The 17131-nt window shown below is 46.8% G+C and carries 11 protein-coding genes; 1 reads left to right on the forward strand and 10 read right to left on the reverse strand.

Going from position 1 to position 17131, the window contains the following annotated elements; all coding sequences use genetic code 11:
- Positions 1 to 90 precede the first annotated feature (90 nt).
- The gene (locus ACOIT5_RS22360; RefSeq protein ID WP_423128377.1) at positions 91 to 1074 is read left to right on the forward strand and encodes a hypothetical protein; all 984 of its coding nucleotides are present in this window, start codon (positions 91 to 93) and stop codon (positions 1072 to 1074) included.
- Positions 1075 to 1143: 69 nt separating this feature from the next.
- Here the strand turns inward: ACOIT5_RS22360 and ACOIT5_RS22365 are convergent, their stop codons facing one another.
- From ACOIT5_RS22365 to ACOIT5_RS22410, 10 genes are all read right to left on the reverse strand, one after another.
- Positions 1144 to 1566 carry a DUF3788 family protein gene (locus tag ACOIT5_RS22365; RefSeq protein WP_423128378.1) on the reverse strand — a complete coding sequence of 141 codons (423 nt, stop codon included), beginning with the start codon at positions 1564 to 1566 and terminating at the stop codon, positions 1144 to 1146.
- Between the two features lie 31 nt (positions 1567 to 1597).
- Positions 1598 to 2335 carry an MIP/aquaporin family protein gene (locus tag ACOIT5_RS22370; protein WP_423128379.1) on the reverse strand — a complete coding sequence of 246 codons (738 nt, stop codon included), beginning with the start codon at positions 2333 to 2335 and terminating at the stop codon, positions 1598 to 1600.
- Positions 2336 to 2349: 14 nt separating this feature from the next.
- Positions 2350 to 3870: a glycerol kinase GlpK gene (gene glpK, locus ACOIT5_RS22375; RefSeq protein WP_423128380.1), complete on the reverse strand. Its 1521-nt coding sequence runs from the start codon at positions 3868 to 3870 to the stop codon at positions 2350 to 2352.
- Between the two features lie 78 nt (positions 3871 to 3948).
- Complete coding sequence (locus tag ACOIT5_RS22380) at positions 3949 to 5511, reverse strand: glycerol-3-phosphate dehydrogenase/oxidase (RefSeq protein ID WP_423128381.1); 1563 nt, start codon at positions 5509 to 5511, stop codon at positions 3949 to 3951.
- 53 nt (positions 5512 to 5564) lie between these two features.
- A complete protein-coding gene (gene glpT / locus ACOIT5_RS22385) occupies positions 5565 to 6887 on the reverse strand; it encodes a glycerol-3-phosphate transporter (protein ID WP_423128382.1) in 1323 nt (440 codons plus the stop codon).
- Between the two features lie 80 nt (positions 6888 to 6967).
- Positions 6968 to 8209 carry a BACON domain-containing protein gene (locus ACOIT5_RS22390; protein ID WP_423128383.1) on the reverse strand — a complete coding sequence of 414 codons (1242 nt, stop codon included), beginning with the start codon at positions 8207 to 8209 and terminating at the stop codon, positions 6968 to 6970.
- 29 nt (positions 8210 to 8238) lie between these two features.
- Positions 8239 to 9819, reverse strand: a complete 1581-nt coding sequence (locus ACOIT5_RS22395; RefSeq protein ID WP_423128384.1) for a SusD/RagB family nutrient-binding outer membrane lipoprotein — start codon at positions 9817 to 9819, stop codon at positions 8239 to 8241.
- 19 nt (positions 9820 to 9838) lie between these two features.
- Entirely contained in the window at positions 9839 to 13174 is a 3336-nt protein-coding gene (locus ACOIT5_RS22400; protein ID WP_423128385.1) for a SusC/RagA family TonB-linked outer membrane protein, read from the reverse strand.
- Positions 13175 to 13210: 36 nt separating this feature from the next.
- Complete coding sequence (locus ACOIT5_RS22405; RefSeq protein WP_423128386.1) at positions 13211 to 15226, reverse strand: calcineurin-like phosphoesterase C-terminal domain-containing protein; 2016 nt, start codon at positions 15224 to 15226, stop codon at positions 13211 to 13213.
- A 72-nt stretch (positions 15227 to 15298) separates the two neighbouring features.
- On the reverse strand, positions 15299 to 16576 hold the full coding sequence (locus ACOIT5_RS22410) for a glycerophosphodiester phosphodiesterase family protein (RefSeq protein ID WP_423128387.1): 1278 nt from the start codon (positions 16574 to 16576) through the stop codon (positions 15299 to 15301).
- Between the last annotated feature and the right edge of the window lie 555 nt (positions 16577 to 17131).

Consider the following 17131-nt stretch of genomic DNA (forward strand, 5'->3'; position numbering starts at 1 on the left):
GTAATTCTGTATTTTTGTTTAGGTTGACAATTTTTATTTTTCTTTGCACACCGGGATCTGTTTCCAATAAACCCATTTAAATTGACACGAATGCGCCTGATCTTTTTAATCGCACTCAGCTTATTTTCGGCGGCTGCTTTTGCTCAAAAACCCGAATACCAGGTCGGGTTTCACGGTTTTGGCGACAACCGGGAGTATTTTAGCGGGAAAGCTTATTCCCAAACCATTTTGGGCGAACGAACCAGTTTCGAAATCGGGACAACGCTGGACGAAAACCACCGGTTCCGGATCGGTTTAAACCACCTGTTTGAATTCGGATCGGAAGCGGATGTATGGAAACCTAAGCTGACAGCCTATTACCGGTATTCAGACGAGCAAAACGAATTTTACTTTGGCGCTTTTCCCCGCATGGACCTGGTCGATTTTCCGTTAGCGATGTTAACAGATACCCTGCTGTATTATCGCCCGAATATTGAAGGCATGTACGGGAAACACAGCTGGTCGTGGGGCCACCAGAGCGGTTTTGTTGACTGGACCAGCCGCCAAAGCGAAACCCAACGGGAAACCTTTATGGCTGGTTTGTCGGGGAAAATGCACCTTGGCTCCTGGTTTTCCGAAAATTACCTGCTGCTGTACCATCATGCCAAAAGCGCGGTTGAAATTCCCGATGAACACATCAAAGACAACCTGGGTTTTGCCTTGTATGCAGGCAGGAGTCTCGACCAGTTTATTCCGCTGGAAAATTCGTACCTGAAAATCGGACTGCTCCAATCGACCTTTCGCGATCGCGGAAATGATGACGGGTTTGTGACGAACCGGAGTTTCGTGAGCGAACTGTACGGCGAGCTGAAGCCATTCGCCTTACGGGCCACCTTTCACCAGGGCAATGGGCACCGGTTTATGTACGGCGACCGCTTTTACGATGCAGACAGTTACCTCCGTACTGATATTTATTGGAAATTCCTCAACAGCGAGCATGTGCAGGGCCGCTTCAACCTGTCGTTTCACCTGATTGAAGGAAACGATCTGGATCAGTCGCAACAGCTTTCACTGATTTACCGGTTTGGAAACTAATTTCTTTCCGGCTATTGCAGCAGCCGGCAATCAGATTGTCCGGCAATTCAATCCGCTGTGATCTGAAGCCTATTTTAGTTTCGACTTATAATCAATCAGGATTTTGGCTGAATCAAGCATTTCTGCATGCTTCATCTCCAGGGTGAGCGGTTTCAGCTTCCCGAAAGTTGGGGCATGGGCAAAATCTTCTTTCAGTACCGGGTCGATCTCCAGATTCGCCAGCTCACTGCCGGTTTTTTCGGTGAAATAGAAGGTTAGCTTAAAAAACTTATCCCATATCGAAATCCAGCAGATGGTCTTCTTTTTATGGATCAGTTTGCACAACCAGGCTTTTCCGTCGCGATAATAGCGCCATTCGAAGGTCATGGAAGGAAACAGTAACGACACCATTGCGTTAAATTCATCCCAGACCACTTTATTCTGATCCAGATACTGTGTCAAAATAGGGTCGTCGGGATATTCATTTTCATCATTCAATAATGGTTTGTCCATGATTTTTTCATACAAATTTCGACCATTTTTATCATTTAAAAAACAGATACAGGGCGGCGGCAATACCTGCGCCCACAAGGGGGGCACAAACCGGTACAAACGAATACGGCCAGTCGCTGTCGCCCTTATGCCGGATTGGAAGAATGGCGTGCATCAGCCGGGGAGACAGGTCGCGTGCGGGATTGATCGCGTAACCGGTAGTCCCGCCCAACGACAATCCAATGGCTGTAACCAGAAGGGCCACCGGCAACGCGCCTACACTGCCCAGTCCGATCTTCATATCGGGGATGTCGTTGCATAAAATACTGGCACCCTCAATATAGAAAACGCCAAAGATCAGGATAAATGTCCCCAACACCTCGCTGAAGAAATTATTGGGAAGCTTACGAATAGCCGGTTTGGTAGAAAAAGTGGCCAGAATCGCCTCCTGGTTCTCGCTTTCATTATAATGATGCCGGTAAAAAAGCCAGACTAAAAAAGCTCCGGTGGCAGCTCCCAGCATTTGGGCGATCACATAGGAGCCGACTTTTATCCACGGAAATTTTCCCGCGATGGCCAGACCAATGGTTACTGCCGGATTGATGTGAGCTCCCGAATACGGACCGGCAATCATAACGGCGAGAAATACCGCCAATCCCCAGCCCCAGGAAATGACGATCCACCCCCCGTTATTCCCTTTGGTGCCTTTCAGCACCACATTGGCCACCACCCCGTTTCCCAGAAGAATCAGGATCATGGTTCCGATAAATTCAGCATAAAACTCGCTCATGGTATTGTTTTTTTTCAGTTTAGTAAGGATGATTGTTCTTCTTCCCGTGCCCAGTTCATGGCTCTTTCTAAAGCCTTTTCCCAGCCATTCAGCAGTTTTCGCACAAGCCCGGGTTCCATTTTCCGGTTGAAACACCGATCAATAGCCCATTGCTGTTTGATTTCATCAACATCTTTCCAGAATCCCACGGCAAGTCCTGCCAGGTAAGCAGCTCCCAGGGCCGTTGTCTCCAGAACTTCCGGACGAAACACCGGAACGCCGATCACATCGGCCTGAAACTGCATCAGCAAATTATTCACCACGGCGCCGCCGTCAACCCGCAATTCTTTCACCGAAGCCCCCAGATCCGCTTCCATTGCCCCCAACACGTCGTAGGTTTGAAAAGCGATACTTTCGAGCGCGGCACGGGCAATATGCGCCGAATTGGAGCCGCGTGTCAGCCCGAGGATGGTTCCCCTGGCATACTGATCCCAATGAGGAGCGCCTAAGCCCGTGAGGGCAGGCACCAGGTAAACTCCGCCGTTGTCGTTTACCCGACCGGCCAGCTCTTCAATTTCGGCCGAAGTTTTAATTATTCCCAACTCATCACGTAACCACTGGACAATCGCCCCTCCGGTAAAAATGCTACCTTCGAGCGCATAAGTAGTGGCACCGTTAATTTGCCAGGCAATGGTCGATACCAGGTTGTTTTTCGATCTGACCACTTTGCTACCGGTATTGCAGAGCATAAAACATCCGGTGCCATAGGTGTTTTTAACGCTGCCCACATCCATACACATTTGTCCGAAAGTTGCAGCCTGCTGGTCTCCGGCAATCCCCGAAATCGGAATCTCAACACCAAACCATTCCTTCGAACTGTAAGCATATATTTCGGACGAAGATTTCACTTCAGGCAATATTTCCCTGGGGATACCGAATAAGTCCAGTAGTTCGTCGTCCCACGAAAGCGTGCGTATATTGTAAAGCATGGTCCGGCTGGCATTGCTGACATCGGTAATGTGTTGTTTTCCGTTTGTCAGCTTCCAGATCAACCAACTATCAATGGTGCCAAAAGCCAACTCTCCGGCCCGGGCCTTTTCCATCGCTCCTTCCACCTGGGTGAGGATCCATCGCAGTTTCGTAGCCGAAAAATACGAATCGATGACTAATCCGGTCTTGTACGAAATCGTATCGGCCCATTCGCCCGCCTTCAGTTCGTCGCAATAGGCCGATGTACGCCGGTCCTGCCATACAATGGCATTATAAACCGGTATTCCGGTTGTCCGGTCCCAAACCACTGTTGTTTCCCGTTGGTTGGTTATTCCGATGCCGGCAACGACGATTTCTTCATTACCCGATTGCTGAATCGCCTCCCTGGCGGTTTCGATCTGCGACTGCCAGATCACCAGCGGATCGTGTTCCACCCACCCGGGGCGGGGATAGATTTGCGGGAATTCCTGTTGGCTTGAGGTAACAATTTGTCCCTTTTTGTTGAAAAGAATGGCCCTGGAACTGGTCGTTCCCTGATCAAGAGCCAATAGGTATTGGTTGGACATGATTTTAAGTTTAAGTCAGGTTATTTTAGTTTTTGCAATCGCAATTTAGAAAATTCCGATTACTTTTTGTGCTGTTTTTTACTCCAGGATATAGGTCTTGGCCAACTTCGAATACTCTACTAATTGCCGGTCAATCCAGCTGCCGTTTTTATGCAATTCTTTCGCCATAATTCCCGCTACTACCGGCGCAATCCGGATGCTTTCGCGGGCATCGAGCAACAAGGCCCTGGTCCGGCGCGACAGGAAATCCTCGACCGTGCGGGCCATTTCGTGCCGAACGGCCCAAACCACCTGTGCTTTCATGATGTTTAACTCCTCGCTGATGATCTCGCCCAGTTCCTTATCATCCAGGGCTAAAGCAAGCATTTTTTCTTCGTCGGATCCGTAAAAATAATAGGGGTTTTGCAGATCAACATGCTCTTTGTAGCCGTGAATTTTATAACTCACGGTTTTTGATTCCGGAATATTCAGGTTGAAATGGGTGCCAATCAAATCAATCACATCCTGGGCCATTTGCCGGTAGGTGGTCCATTTCCCCCCCGTGATGGTCACCAGACCGGAATCGGACAGCTCGATGATATGTCCGCGTGAAATTTCTTTTGTGCTTTTCCCTCCTTTTCGCGGAGCTGCCAGCGGCCTTAAACCGGCAAACACGCTTCTCACATCCGCACGTGTAGGAGGCTTGACCAGAAAACGTCCGGCTGTTTCAAGAATAAAATCAATCTCTTCCTGAAGTGCAACCGGTTCAATTTCGGCGGTTTCCTTCTGAACATCAGTTGTTCCCACCACCACCCTGTTGTGCCAGGGAACGGCAAAAAGTACGCGGCCATCCCGGGTTTTCGGAATCATAATGGCATAATCACCGGGGACAAACTCTTTGTCAATCACCAAATGAACCCCCTGACTAACGCGAACAAGTTCATGCGCGTGCGGATTGTCCATTTTCATGATCTGATCGACAAAAACACCGGTGGCATTTAATACCGCCTTGCTGTATATCTCGTGTCCTTTCCCGTTTTCCTGGTCAACGACCTCGATTCCGCAAACTTTTCCGTCTTTTTTGATCAGCCCGTTCACCTTCATGTAATTGATCGCGACGCCGCCCATCTCGACAAAGGTCTGAACCATGTTGACCGCCAGGCGTGAATCGTCAAACTGCCCGTCGTGATAAATAACTCCTCCGTACAAATGATCAGCGATCAAGGTAGGTATCTTTTTCAGGGTTTTGGCTTTTGAAAACGGTCTCGACTTCCCGAGACTTAGCCGGCCCGCGAGCAAGTCGTAAAGGACCAGTCCTATAGTATAAAAAGGCACTCCCCACCAGGTGTAATTCGGAATAATGAACGACTGGTCTTTAACCAGGTGCGGGGCATTTTTCTTCATTCGCCCCCGTTCCCTCAGCGCTTCTTTTACCAAAGCCACGTTTCCCTGGGCGAGGTAACGAACGCCGCCATGCACCAGTTTTGTACTCCGGCTCGAAGTTCCTTTTGCAAAATCAAATTGTTCTACCAACAAGGTATTTAACCCTCTGCTTCTGGCTTCAATGGCGGCGCCTATCCCGGTAGCGCCTCCGCCAATGATGACCAGGTCCCAGTTGTCGCTGCGATGCTCCAACTCAGCTATCATATTTTCCCTAAGCATGTTTCCTGTTGTTTTAAGTCATTTTATTCCAATCCCCTCTCCGAAAGTGATATTCACGATTTGCTTTTGTGCCCCAAGGTGAGGGATAACAAGAAAATCGCGATCACCGAAACGACAATCAACACCTTAAATCCGCCGTCCCAGGTAAAATGTTCCACAATGTAGCCCATCGCGATATTGGCAAAAAGCGCACCTCCCATATAACCGAACAGTCCGGTGAGCCCGGCAGCAGTACCGGCTGCTTTTTTGGTTACCAGGTCGAGTGCATGTACCCCGATCAGCATAACCGGTCCGTAAATTAAAAATCCAATCGCGATCAGGGACAGATTAATAATGAAGAGGCTGTCGGATTTCCAGTAAAAAATAATGGCCAGGATCACAAAAACCATATACAGGATACTTGCCGGCGCACGGCGACCATGAAAAACCTTATCGCTTATCCAGCCGGCCAGCAAGGTACCCGGAATGCCGGCATATTCGTACAGAAAGTACGACCAGCCCGACTCGCTGAGATCGATGTGTTTCACCTCTTTCAGGTAAGTTGGAGCCCAGTCTAGCACGCCGTAGCGGATCAGATACACAAAGGCATTGGCAAAAGCGATGTACCAAAGAAACTTGTTTCTAAAAACATATTTAAAGAATATTTCCCTCCCCGAAAGTTCTTCTTCCGATTTGGTTTCATCATATTCAGGCGGATAATCGTTCCGCCATTTCTCAATCGGAGGCAAACCGCATGACTGGGGCGTGTCCTGCATCAACCAGTAAGCAATAAGAGCCACCAGGATCGCCACGAAAGCCGGGAAATAAAGTGCGCTCCGCCAATCGCTGAAAATGGCAATTCCCAGAATGGCAAGCGGGCCAATTAAGCCGCCGCCAATATTGTGGGCCACATTCCAGACCGACATTTTTGTACCCCGCTCGTTTGTAGAGTACCAATGCACCAGCGTACGGCCACAAGCGGGCCAGCCCATCCCCTGGAACCAGCCGTTCAGAAAAAGGACCACAAACATGATTACCACCGAAGAGGTGAAAAACGGGATAAACCCGAGTAACATCATGGTCAATGCTGAAAGCACAAGCCCTAAAGACAAAAACACCTTGGGATTGCTTCGGTCAGACACATTCCCCATAATGAACTTGCTTAATCCGTAAGCAATGGAAATCGCGCTTAATACCCATCCCAGCTGCGATTTGGTGTAGCCTTGCTCGATGAGCTCGGGCATGACCAGCGAAAAATTCTTCCGCACCAGGTAATAAGCCGCGTATCCGAAAAATATTCCCATGAAAACCTGCAAGCGGAGTCTTTTATACACCGGGTCGATTTGTTTCTCAGGTAAAGGTTCAGCGAATCCTTTGGGTTTTAAAAAGTTGAGCATAACAGCCGTCTTTTGGTTTTATATAAACAGCACAGGGAATGACAGAAAAACCTGCCACCCCTGTCTGCATTTCATTTTGTTTATTCGATAAATAATACTTTAATATCGTCGAGGAAAATCCGGTTTTTCTTGGCACCAATAGTACGCAGGTCATATTCGCCACCCTGGAACATGATCTGGGTATCGGCGGTGGCCCCTGTAATCGTAAAGCTACGTTCAGCAACAGGGTCTGCCCAGATAGCCGTACAGGTAGGATCAGTGGCATAGTCTGGCCAATTATCGATATTGAAGGTTGTTGTGCTGACGGTCCCCGGACCAATCACACTGACAATAAGCTTTGTATCATCCTTTGCTCCTGCTGCGGTCATATACGGAACTGCTTTAAATTTAACCAGCACATTTACCGTTCCCTCAATCGCTGACAATTTAGGTGAGATGATATCTCCGCCATAATTAGTCTTGCCCAGTTTAACGAAGCCCTGGCGTGCATAACAAAGCGGCGTGTTACCACTCAACTCGACGGTATTGACGGTACTTGTCCATCCTTTGGCTTTTTCACCCTCTGTCCAGGCGTCATAGCGTTTCTCACCGTCGGTTGTATAAAATATGGCGCTGCCGTAGGCCAGCCAACTGAAATATTCTTCCAGAATGATATTTCCGGGTGATTGCGTCAGGATGACCTCCTGGGCCAGATCGGGATACTCGGACGAGCTAACCGTGAGTTTTGCCTGACGTTCGTCGCCCATATTCTTGCCTGCATGCAGCTTAATCTGGGTGGCCGACAGTTGCGTTTCGGTCAGCCAGCCTCCATCCTCAATGGTATAGCTCCAGTTAACATTGGCCTTTACGTTGATGGTGATATCGCCGCCTACAGCCGGAACACCGACACCGGTTGAGGCCTCGGTAACCGTAATATAAGGCACACTGGCTTCCTGCTCAACCCTGAACAGAACAGGTTGTTCCTTTCCGTCGACCACAAAAGCAAAATTCATGATCCGCACATTGAAGGTACTGTTCTCTTTCACAATAATTTTGAAGATGCCATCGTCGTCGCCTTCATCGGGGAACGACCTCACCCAGTCGCCTTCGCTTTGGGCCACGACTTTCCACGGCCGGTTGGAGCGAACCACATAACTTTGTTCCTTCGCCGCTGAAGTAACGGATAAACCGGTAGGCTGCCCTTCAATATTGAAATAAGGTTCGCCGGTATCCTTATCATCATCGTCTTTCTCGCATGAGGTAAAGAAAACCGCAGAAATAAAAAACACTGAAAAAAGTATCATTCCCGCGTTCTTCAAACCGAAGAAATTATTTGTTTTCATATTCTTTCTATTAGCATTTAAAAAACAGGTTAATTACTGCCACCAATGGCTTGTTTACTCCACCACACCGGTGTTTTCATATCATTCGGTCCACCCATTTCCGACAAGGCGGCATTCGCGTTGGCGCTGTTGGTCGACATGGTTGTCGGAGGATATCCGAAACGGGTAGGGAGAATTCCCTGGTTATATGTCTGCGTGCCTTCACCGATAGTCAATACAGGATAACCGGTCCTGCGGTATTCGTGATAAGCTTCCATGCCTACCCAGAAAAGCGCTAAAAACTTTTGGTTACCCAAAAACTCTTCTTTATTGGCTGCCAAATCCCACGAGCCGAGCGGTGATGCCAGATAAGTATTCATCTCTTCTGCTGAAATTGACGTTGGCGTCTCTGAATAAGCGCCCAAGGCTGACCATTTTTCCATCGAAGCTTTTACGCCGGCTTCATAATAGTTTTTGGCTGCCGCTGCTCCGCCACTGATCAATCCTTTCAGGGCCGCTTCTGCAAATATAAATTGGGTTTCGGCATAATCCAGATAAGTTACAGGAGCATCTTTGCGGCAAAAAACCTTATAGTTTAACCAGGAAGTCCCTCGGTCGACTTCACTCCGTTCCTGATCAGTACATCCTGATTTTGTACCAATCCAAATATTATTGGGATTCACTGATACCACATTGTTTTTCTTACCGATAATTGGCAATCGGGGATCAACATAAACCTGATTGCCGTTTATATCTGTCTGAACAGTCATTCCGATCAGTTGGCGGGTTAGTTTCCGTCCGCTTGATGTAAACTCGCTCTCTGTTGTTACACCAAAGTTGCTGATATACGGATCGTTTCCTGAAAATTTAACGGTTGCGTTATCGGCGTTGGATGCAAAAATCGGGTACTTATTCGGATTATTCAGGAATTCAGTCATCTTGACTCCGACATTCATCTCGGAACGACCGCTCACCCTGCACAACAATCTCAGATATAATGAATTACTGAATTTACGCCAGGTAGCCATGTTTCCCCCGTACATCCCATCCATCGACGTATTTTGGAAAACCGGATTCGTGGCATACAGGTCATTTGCAGCTTCTAAATCGGCAAACATCAACTGGTATACTTCTTTTTGCGTATTGAATTTTGGTGTTAATGTGCCTCCAAGTTTACGCCCGGTGAAGGCCTCTTCGTACGGAACACTTCCAAACATATCCGTCATATTGGAAAAGAACAACACCTTAAATGTCAATGCAATGGCCTCTAACGATTTGTCGCCTTGTTCCTGAGCCAGTTCATACATATGCGCAATGTTCTTACCGTAAGTAGCATAATGGTTCCAGAATCCATACCAGTCTCTCGATTCTTCAAGAAAATATTGGTGCTCTCTCCTGGTTACACCGCCGGTATGAGCTGTAAACTGGATCAGTTCGTTATTGTAATACCAGGTACGGTTCAGCCATTGATTGGCCGAATTGTATAAGATCGGCTCGAACATACCCGACGCCGGGATCATACCGACAAGGGTCCTGTTTGGATTTGTATTGATTTCTTCAAAGTTATCCGTACATGAATTTAAGATTCCAAGTACAAATCCACATAATATAATAAGTGTTAGCTTTTTCATGTTCTATTCGGATTATACGTTAAAATGATAGCTTTAAGTTCATGCCGTAGGTACGGGTCATGGGGAAAGAGCCGGCTTCAATGCCGTTAAAAACGTTCGTACCGGTCATCATACCGCCCTCGGGATCGAATTGTGGCCAATTGTCCCATGAAAAGAGATTTGTTGCAAACATAGCCACATTTGCACCCTGAAGGAACCCAATTTTGTTGCAAATTTTGCCCGGCAACTGGTATTCCAGCCTTACTTCTTTCAGTTTCAGGAAAGATGTATCGAATGTATGGGCCTCGCCGTTATAACGATCTAACGCAAGTGCCTGATAATAAGTATAAATACTTTGCGTAACCGTATTATTGACCTGATATACACCTGAACCATCTTCATTGGTCGACACCAGGTTAACACCTTTGGCCACAATGCCGTCATAACGGCCTTCCAGCGAGTTCTTCAGTTTACCCTGGTATGACAGGATCCCATTAGTCACCGAGAACCGATTACCACCCCACTGGTAAGCGAACGACATGTTTAAGGTCAGATTTTTATAGCGGAACGAGGTATTTAGCCCTCCCCTCCAGTCGGGGTTAACCTTACCCAGGTAATTATCGGCTGTAGAGACCAACGACGGTAAGCCGGTGTTCGAATTGATCAGAACCTGCCCGGAACAATCGACTTTGTTCCCGTCTCCATCGATATAGTAAGAACCTTCCGGGGCTTTTTTGAGAGCAAAACCATATAACTTATGCATCTCTTCCCCTACGTAAGAATACACGTGCAACCTTCCGCCAATGGTGGTTCCCATGTCGGTTTCCAGCGGTTGTGCCGGATCCCAGCCATCCTGCAAGCTCACCAGCTTGTTGATGTTTTTTGACCAGTTGGCATTGATATTCCAGGTAAAATCTCTGGTTTTTACGGGAGTTGCATTTAACGAAACCTCGATCCCTTTATTATTAATCTCACCGGCATTGATCTTCATTCCCGATGCCCCAACAATGGGGTCGATGTCAACCGTTACAATCTGGTTTGTTGTAGATGAGTTGTACAAGGCTATATCAAATCCTAACCGGTTATTAAAGAATTTTGTATCCAGACCCAATTCCCAGCTTTCAACATTTTCAGGCTTTATCAATGGATTGGTGATGGTTGACGGAAGTGTATGTCCGCCACTGATTGAAGATGCTGAATAATATTGATCAAGCGAATACGGGTTGGTATCGTTACCGACATTTGCCCAGGACAGCCGAAGTTTCGCAAATGAAATGACCGGAGCATTCGACTTAAAATCAAATACTTTGTCGAGCAAAACACTACCTGCAACAGACGGATAAAAATACGACCAGTTTCCCCTGGACAAAGTACTCGACCAGTCATTCCTCCCCGTAATATCAAGGTAATACGTTTCATTCCATCCAAGCGACACAAATCCGTATAAACTATTGATCACCTTGGAACTCCTGTAATTCGTGGGATTAGGATTGATACCCGAAGGAACATTGGAAGTGTGATAAACATCCGGAATATCCAACTCGTTAAGCTGAACGGTGTTACTCTTGTAATTGTTTGTCATATTATTGCCGCCAATAGCGCCTGTAATAGACAAGCGGTCCTCCAGTTTCGTCGTTTGATATTTCAGTAAGAAATCGGAGTTCGCCTCGAAGTTAATCAGGGTCTGTTCCCGGTAGAAGCCGTTCTCCCAGCCAAAGGTCATTTTAGGTTTCCGTTGTGTACGGAATTCAACTCCCATATCCATTCCCGATTTAATATCGAGGGTAAGACCTTTGGCCAAATCAAAGGTAAACCCAACCGAACCAAAGACACGGTCTTTATCGGTTGAATTCAGTTCTTCGTAAAGCACCCGGTATGGGTTATATGAACCGGTTCCGGCAAAAACCAAGCTATTCCCGTTCTGAGAGATATTGGAATCTCTGTTAATCTTATTAAAACGTCCCTGAAAATACTCATTCTTCCAGTCATTCATCGAATTGGAGTTATACCCCCACATCAAGTCATACATCACCGTCGTTTGGTGATAACCGGCCATTGGCATATTATCGCTGTCTGTACGATAATAGTTAACTTTCGAGTTAAATTTAATCCACTTATTGACAGGCGATTCAAATGAGAACGACATCGACTGTCTTTCGTAACCCGTATTCGGCAAAATCCACTCATTCCGGATGTCGGTTACCGAGAAACGGACATTTTGCCCCTGACCGTTACTTCCGCTGATCGACACCGAGTTGTTATAGGTAACTCCGGTCCTGAAGATTCCGGTAAACCAATCATCCTGGTATACAAAAGGCGTTTTTTCAATCAGTCCTGTTTCCCAGTTTTTACCGGCATACTGATAACGGAGTTTATTCGGGTCGAATTTTTCACCCCAGGCATAACGTGAAATATTTCTCGGGGGATAATTGGTTGTTCCCACCAAATCGGGGTTCAAAGTCCAGAAATTGTATTCATTGAGTCCCATGTCACCACCAGATCCGTATTCTTTCTGAAAATCGGGCCAGTAACCTGCCTTTTCAATGACTACGGAAGAACTGACGGTTACGCCGATACCTTTGTCTTTTCGTCCTGATTTTGTGGTGATCACAATGGCGCCGTTCGCTGCACGCGAACCGTACAGCGCGGTAGCAGCAGGCCCCTTCAATACGGTAACCGACTCGATATCATCGGGGTTAATGTCGCTGGCTCCATTCCCGTAGTCCACAGGAAAATCAGAACCGGAATTGGTATAACTACTGCTTGAAGACGTAGCGGTTGTTCCCGAGCGAACAGGAATCCCATCTACAACAAAAAGTGCCTCATTACTCCCGTAATTCAAGGATTGGTCGCCGCGAAGCGTAACGCGCACAGACCCGATCGGACCTGTGCTGGCCCCATTCATTGTCAGACCAGCCACTTTTCCTGACATCCCGTTTAACCAGTTTCGCGAAGCAACTTGCGTCAACTCTTCGCTATCCACTTTACTCACGGCGTACCCAAGAGATTTTTGTTCGCGGGTTAAACCCAACGCGGTAACAACCACCCCTCCCAGTTCAACCGATTCTTCCTGCATGGTCACATTGATCACCGATTGGTTTCCAACCGGAACTTCCTGTTTCTGAAATCCAAGAAAATGAAACACCAGGACCGGATTATGACCGGAAACACTAAGGGTGTACTCACCATTCACATCGGTAATTGTACCAATCGTAGTCCCTTTTAATAAAACACTGGCTCCAATCACGGGAATCTGCCCGCCCGTTTCAAATACGGTTCCTTTTATCTGCCTGCTCTGTGCCATGGCGGGCAGTGTTGCCACCAAAAACAACAAGAAGGTCGAAAGGAGAATCTTTAGCTTTGATTTTAAGTTCATAAGTCAGTTATTAAAGTTATTGTAAGAAAATAGTGGTTATTTCATTAAATAGGTAAATGGCTTAGGGCGCGTCATCGTTTCGGTATAGACATTCCCGAACCGATCGGTCACCTTAATCTCCAGCGTAGAGTTTGGACTTGACGCCGTAACCTTAAACATATGGGCCGTGGCGCCGGTAACAAACGAATCGGTTGGAACAGCGCCTACATTTAAGCGTTTGGCTTCGTATGAGATGATATGCAGCGGATCGAGCGCAGATACGCGCGTCACAGTCAGCGGGTTGGCTCCCTCTTTGACTTCCACTTTCCACTGGCTGTCGTAACCCCACACATTGATTAAAACTTCGTTATTGCTGTTCGGACTGGCATAAACGCCGGCGTATGGAGCTAATGCTGCATCAGTTGAGTTCGGTGCATAAGTTGCCGCTGTTATATAAACGGTGTTCAAATCGTATGAACGGAACTGATAATTCTTTTCATAGCCGATACTTTTGTAATACCATTTCATGTCCCGGTCATTAATCTCCCATATCCCATAGCCACCGGGGCTGCCGTCTTTACAAATATGATTTCCGGCATAGCCGGTTCTGCCCGTCCACCACCAGGTTGCACAAACGGCGGCGGTATTGTGTTCCATCAACGACTGACTGCCTTCTACCGAATAATTGATGTGCGTATGACCGCTCAGAACGTGTACATTGGAAAAATCCTGCAATAAGGTTGCCAAGGCGCTGCCATTATTTAATGCAAAGCCATTTACCTGATTTCCGTTGGCATCGAGAGTCGGATTCCGGTAAAGCGGGGTGTGCATACCAATCACAATCGGGGTGCTCTTATCGGTAATGGTCGCCAAATCTTTTTGCAGCCAGGCCATCTGATCGGCAACAACGACGTCGTTATAATTGCGCTGTCCGAGTACGCCCTGAGAACCGCCGGTATTGATGTATTCCACGTTATCCAATACCACATAATGAACATTTCCCAGGTTAAATGAGTAGTATGTCGGGCCGATAATATTCTTATAGGTATTCTCGGCAAACCAGTCGCCTGCATAATACGGATCATTGTCGTGGTTGCCCATCAGGTTAAAAACGGTACAGTTAATTTTATTCATCTGGGTCAGGTACTGGTTTAGGGCAAAGTTGTTATCGTACCAATACACATCCCAGGTCATATCGCCAAGCGTTAAGCCATACACTTTGGTCCCGCTGGCCTGATAGGCGCTGATGATGGCATTCACATCGTTCAGGAATCCCTGGCTAAACTGAGCCAAATCATCATTCCGGTTAGCCAGATGCCAGTCGGCCAGGGTAAGAACAACATGTTTGCTGTTGTCTGCCCTGATCAATGAGAAATCTTTTTGTTCGACCGTACTTCCACCGGCAAGTTTTTTGAAGAACTGCGGGAAATTGTTGTTCGCGGGAACCTCGTAATTCCCCGGAACCGAAATAAACACATACCCATTCTTCTTTTGCGAAGGGAGATAATATACGCCGTTCTGGTCGGTCTTGGTCAGCTCGTAACCATCCGATACCACCACATCCGGAATACCGGCCCCATCGCAATACACAACCCCTTTGACGGTCATTCCGGCTTTATCCGGAATATTGGTATTGGCCACCAGGTTTAACATGAACGACCCCAACAGCAGGCTGTCGGTACCCCTCGAAACCGTAATTTTATAACTTCCGGAACTGATTGCCCCAGGTAACGAAAACGTTGCTGTTTGTTCGGTGACTGATTTCACAGCAGCAGAATACACTTTTGTTGCATCGGAAGACGAAGTCAGGCTGATCTGATCGCCAACCCGGAACCCTTTCCCGCTAATCGTAACATCGCCTCCCGATGCAATATCCAGGGTCGACGGAATGGAAACGCCTGTAATACTAAGCCCGCTTTCAACTTCAATAGGATCATCATCGCTGCAACTATTAAACGTTGTCCCAAGTCCCACGAAAGCCAGGATTACCATTAACATCACCCAAGGTGTTTTCAGATGGGGCCGTCCCAAAAACTTCGGATTCCATCCAAATGTTGTTGTTCGTTTCGTCATAAATTGTAGGTTATTCATTATTGTTTCTAAATTCAGTTTCAATCGTATTTCGGACAATCCTGTTTATGTCCATTAATTGGTATATCCTAATCGTTTCAACACAGCCTTTGCCGACTTAGCGCCTTTCCGGTTCTGGTAACAAAGCGACAGGTCTGACCTGTTGGTAAAGCCACCATCAATAAACATATCAGGATGAGGAATATAGCCATCCTTCGCTTTCCGCCGGGGGTTATCGAAGAACGATTGGTCTTTTTTATAAAAGTAGTCGCCGCCGTATTCTTTCAGCTGGCTCATCGTATCAAACGAATAGGCATGTATGATCAGTCCCGCCTGGTGATATAATTCACACATCCAGGGCTTCGTAAAATCATAGTAATTATTGGGAGGACCACCGATTGACGGCCCGATAAACTGAAAATTATTGAAAACAGCAAAATCAATACAATCGATCAGAGCCTGGCGGGTGGTGTCCTTTAAGCTCCCTTTCGATATTAAGAAACATTTGGGGATGCCACTCAGATATTTTTCGAGATTAACAGCGCTTTCGCGCGAGAAAGTTTGCAGAATAACTCTTCCCTCTGTATTTGCAACATCAACCCGGCCCTTGTGCGTTTCAATAAGCTTGGGATTACCGGTCGTCAGCCATCCCAATTCGTTTAATTGTTTTGCCAAGACTTTTTCAATTCCCGGAAACAATTCAGGATTTTTTGTCTCCACATAAATTCCGGGCCGATTGCCGTTATCTTCCGGATCCTTCTTAAAAGAATAGCGTCCGTCCCAGATCCCGTCTGCATTCAGTTCCCGGAGAGGTTCGCCTGATCCATCGCGTTCAATACAATAACCTTCGGCAATTTTAACCACCTCTTCAAGCGTTGTGATTTTTTGTCCTTCAAATTGCCTGCAGGCCCGATCCGGATTCTTCGTATTAAACCACGATCCGGCATCCAACATCCTCAGTTCTTTCAAGGTAAATGCGCTTACCGGTAAATTTTCCCGGCCGGGAAAAACCTGAGCGATATTTGTTGTCCTTTTCAGATTGACATCATGTAAGGCAATTAACACACTGTCTTTTGTCATTTGCAAATCCAGTTCAAGGTAGTCAGCCCCGATGTTCCGGGCCCAACGATAGGCTGCTTCAGTTTCTTCGGGAGTCCAGTAGGTACTGCCCCGGTGAGCAATGACGGGATGAGGCTTCACATAGCGACTGATTTCTCCTGACTGGTTTGCCGGCGCTAAATCCAAACGTTCAATCCGGCGAAACACATCATCCGAACCGTAAACAGCAAACAAGTCGTTCGCAGAACATACCATAATAACGAACAGCGACAGCAGGAACAGATCCTTTTTCATCGTACAATTTTCAGTTTTTTTCATTCTCCATTCATCCTCAGCAAACTAGCACACTCCAAATAAGGGCAAAGCCTAAAACTCCGAAAAATTTCAGCCTCAGTTTCACTTATGTTTACATATTCTTTTTATATTATTCACTTCACGTTCTCTTTGTTGTGAAAGATAGTATTAATATGAAATAAAAACAAATATTTCGAAATATTTCCGAATCAAAAATGATATTTCTCAAACAATGTAGCCCTCCGTTCATGTGTGAAAACATTTCGTCGTGATCTCCGGGCTCAAATCGCCACCCGATTGCTTCTTTTCTCAGCACAAATCATTGCGCATGAACATCGGACCTTCGAACGACTCCGCAAAGAACAGGCATGCAGATTACAAATCAATTAAGAATCAGTTATTCTTACATTACGCTTCGTCCTTGCATAAAGGGCAAAATGTATCACTTCCGGGTTCCGCAAAAAAGCGCCGGCTGAAGCTCCGAAAAAAACAGACACCAAAAAGTACTTCGTTCTTTTTCTTACAATTGCCGGTATTTTTCATACTTTTGAGGAA

This window comes from Gaoshiqia hydrogeniformans, from assembly GCF_049347105.1.
In the GTDB taxonomy this organism is placed as follows: domain Bacteria; phylum Bacteroidota; class Bacteroidia; order Bacteroidales; family Prolixibacteraceae; genus Gaoshiqia; species Gaoshiqia hydrogeniformans.